The organism is Candidatus Cloacimonadota bacterium, from assembly GCA_011372345.1.
GTDB lineage: Bacteria > Cloacimonadota > Cloacimonadia > Cloacimonadales > TCS61 > DRTC01.
This window is the reverse complement of record DRTC01000169.1, coordinates 1-3,930: the sequence shown is the minus strand read 5'-3', so window position 1 is coordinate 3,930 and position 3,930 is coordinate 1. Positions and strand designations below refer to the sequence as shown.

Annotated in this window: 2 protein-coding genes; both read right to left on the bottom strand. The window is 34.6% G+C overall.

What is annotated here, in order from left to right; translation table 11 throughout:
• Nucleotides 1-421: YigZ family protein (locus ENL20_03275; GenBank protein HHE37578.1), on the bottom strand; the 421-nt coding region annotated here is incomplete at its 3' end.
• Between the two features lie 214 nt (nucleotides 422-635).
• Nucleotides 636-3,818, bottom strand: a complete 3,183-nt coding sequence (locus ENL20_03270; protein HHE37577.1) for an ATP-dependent helicase — start codon at nucleotides 3,816-3,818, stop codon at nucleotides 636-638.
• Nucleotides 3,819-3,930: the final 112 nt, after the last annotated feature.

Here is a 3,930-nt window from a genome sequence, read left to right as displayed (position 1 = left end):
TTGTAATTATTTCATATTTTTGTACTTTCACTAATTTTTTCAAAGGTTCTTCTTCAATTGTCTGTTCAACAACTTCCGAATATGCTTCTATCAAGCCGCGAATTCCTAATTTAACTCCTCCGAAATAACGGGTAACAACGGCAACGATATTTGTCAGGTTATGTTTTTTCAAAGTATTAAGGATCGGTTTTCCGGCAGTTCCGGAAGGTTCTCCGGCATCGGATGAATGGAATGTTTCTCCTTTATCCCCGATAATATATGCCCAGCAGTTATGGTTGGCGGTTTTGTGTTCTTTAGAGATCTGAGAGATGAATTCTTTTGCATCTTTGATGGTTTCAACAGGATGTAGAAGTGCAATGAACCTTGATCTCTTGATCTTGATCTCAACTTTTCTGTCGGTGTTTATAATAAAATATTCCATTTGATTTATTGTCATCAAGCAATACTTGACTCGCAATGACTGAAAGGAATATGAGTCGAGAATTGCAACAGTTTATATCGGTTGTTCTCGACTTAATGACTTCGTCTTTCGAGTTCAATCGGATAGTCTGTCTTGTTCATCTAAAAAAAGGAAAAGTAGAACGAGAGTGGTGTAAAATTGTTCTCGGAACAAGTTCCGATCTACGAAAAGGTATTCAATATTCCAGTAATTCCCTTAATTGTTCCGAACTCATCTTCTTGATCACACTTTGTCCCTGATCGATCAGACTTTCAAACATCTCTCTTTTATTTAGCTGCAGATCGAGTATCTTCTCTTCGATCGTACCTTTGGAGATAATTTTGTAAACCATCACTTTTTTGGTTTGCCCGATCCTGTGAGCTCTGTCTATCGCCTGGTTTTCTCCCATGGGATTCCACCAGGGATCAACGATTATGACCGTATCGGCAGCAACTAAATTGAGACCGAAACCTCCGGTTTTCAAGCTGACCAGGAAAATTTTGATATTGTTATTATTATTAAAATTTTCAATTATCTTTTGCCTGTTTTTGGTCGAACCATCCATATATTCAAAAGGAATTCTCATTTTTTTGATCATTTTCTGCAGGATTTTTAACATCCCGACGAACTGACTGAAAACGAGTAATTTTTTTCCGCTTTCAACTGCATCAGAAATTATCTCATGCAGAAGTTCGGTTTTTGCTGAGAATTCCAATCTGTCTTTTATGGAATTATCGAGCAAAGCCGGATGGTTGCAGATCTGCCTGAGTCTGGTCAAAGCAGCTAAAATATGCATATAATTCTGTCCGATATCTTCGTTTTTTACCAGGTATTTTTTTTTTACAGACTCAATAATTTGCAGATACATTTTTTCCTGTAATGGAGATAATTTGCAATAAGCGACCTGTTCCTGTTTATCCGGAAGTTCGATCAAAACCTCTTTTTTTTTCCTTCTTAAAATAAAGGGAGAGATCATCAGTTTCAATTTTTCGTATGTTTCAGTTCTCTTTCCGGGCTGGCTCGCAAACTCATTCTTGAAACTGCGGAGAGAAGGAAAATATCCTGACATCAGGAAATCAAAGATAGACCAGAGTTCTGTCGGATTATTTTCCACAGGTGTTCCGGACAATGCTAATTTATGTTTGGACTTGAGTTTTTTTATGGCTTTGGTGCGCAAAGCATAAGCATTTTTGATATGTTGAGCTTCATCGAGAATTAAATAGTCAAATTCGATTTCCGCTAAATTATCGATGTCATTTTGAATGATCGAATAAGAAGCAAGCATAACATTAACATTCAGATTATCGAGGATCGCTTTCCTTTCATTCTGGTTTCCTTCATAAATGATAAAAGTGAGATTTCTATTGAATTTCCGGATTTCCGCTCCCCAATTGAACAAAAGAGTTTTAGGACAGATCACGAGCGATCTTGAATTTTGAGGAAGATCCGATAAGATCGAAATAGATTGGATCGTTTTCCCCAAACCCATTTCATCTGCCAGAATTCCGGAAAGGTGATAATGCTGAAGCATTTTCAACCAGCGGAAACCTGCTTTTTGATAGCTTCTCATAATCGGTTTCAGGAAAAAAGGTAAAATTGAATTTTCATCGAGTTTTCTTCTGATGATCGCAGAAAACATTTCCTCCAGAAAATCATCACCTTCGATCTTAATTCCCTCATAAACAGAACTTATCTGGTAAATATAAGGCAAATTGTAAACCGATAATTTATAGCCTTCGGAGGGAAGTTTCTTGCTTCTTTTAAGTAATTTATCGACTTCTTCGAAGGTTTTCTTATCATCGAAAAATAAAAGACGACCATCTTCCATCTTCATGAATTTTGCTTTTGTTTTGAAAAATTTTTTCAACTCCGAATGGGTAAACCTGATATCCTTGAATTTATATTCGACTTCATACTCGAACCAGTTGATCCGGTTGGATTTTTTTGTCCTGATGATAGGTTGCAGCTTGACTTTATATACGAATTCATTTTTCAGATCGTCTGCTAAAATTATTTTCCAGGATGGATCAGAATGCTCAAAAATGATCTTTTTTAGAAATTCTATATTTTCTTCACCTTCAAAGATCAATTGAGAATTTTCTTCTAATTTATCTGTTTGAGCATCCGGTAATTTTTCCACAAATCTAAAAATCTGATATTTGATTTGGGGTGGAATATAGAACCAGGCAATTTCATTTTTCTGATCAAACCTGACCAGTTCAACCGGAAACCTGATCGCAGATAAAGGAATCTCAACTTCATTTCCATAATCGAGAATTCCATCCATAATAATCTTATGATCTTCTTTATGAAGTTTGAAGGTGATCACCGGAGTATTATGATAAACTTTGGGAATTTCAATGTCATCTGTGAAATCGAGATAACAATTGCTCAAACCGAGTTGACGGGCTACAATTGAAGAAAAATAGACGAGGTCTGCTTTTTTAAAAGGAAATCCTTCGTCGAATATCCGGGAGGTTACTGATTCTTTAAAAGGTAGATTTATCGGATAAACGATATTCTTTTTGAAAATATAGGAAGTTTTTCCTATAAAAGCTGCTGAAATAAATTCATTAGAAGCCGGTTTTATGATATAATTATCATCATTATTTTTTTGAATTGAAAAATTCAGACGCAGATTCTCTTCGGAAAATTGCAGATTATCTCCGGTTTCTTTGATAAAAACTTTTTTCCGGAGATTTTTCAAAACAGGAAAAAATTTCACAAAATCTTTTTTATAAATGGTGAAAAATGTTCCTTTACGGCTATAAGAACATTTATTGATCTGCAGCATTGAGAACAGTTTTACTTCGGATTCCGAAAGTGCTTTTGCTTGTTTTTCTGCTTTCGGAATTTCAGGAATATCTTCATTTTTAAATTCACGGTTTGCCAGCAAGATCGAAATCAATCTTACTTCGAGAGGAAGGTAACTTTTCAGGTAAAACCTGATCTTATCTGTATTATTACTGAAAATATCAGCAATCTCGATATTAGCATTGATCACAATTCTCTGCCAGTATTCATTATATTCTAAAAGCCGGTTCTGGTAAGTTTGAATGACATTTCTCATCAGGATATCGGTAGAAAGATATTTATAAGCATAATTTATGATGCTTAAATAATGCCTGCAAATTTCAGCTCCACATTCGGAACAATGATGAGAAAGAATTCGATTCTGGTCTTGATTGTAAATAATTTCAATCTTATTGGGAAAATATTTTTTCTGGATTTTTCCTGCTTCAAATTGGAAAACTATATTTTTATTTTCATCCAGGAATTTTTTATATTTGATTTCATCGATGTTAAGATTCAAGATCGAGCTTTTAAAAAACCAGGAATTCGAATGTTCATGATATTCCAATCCGAAAAGTCTTCCCATTATTTTCTCCAATCAATAAAATCAGTTTGTCATTTGTAGATGGTTGTTCGGAAGGTCAAGTGATAAATAATAAATTGTAGGATTTGAATTGTGAAAATTTTTTGCTTGAAGT

Bases quoted from the DNA above. Each gene is read 5' to 3' on its own strand.
- ENL20_03270 (HHE37577.1), bottom strand. From the start codon at position 3,818: ATGGGAAGACTTTTCGGATTGGAATATCATGAACATTCGAATTCCTGG.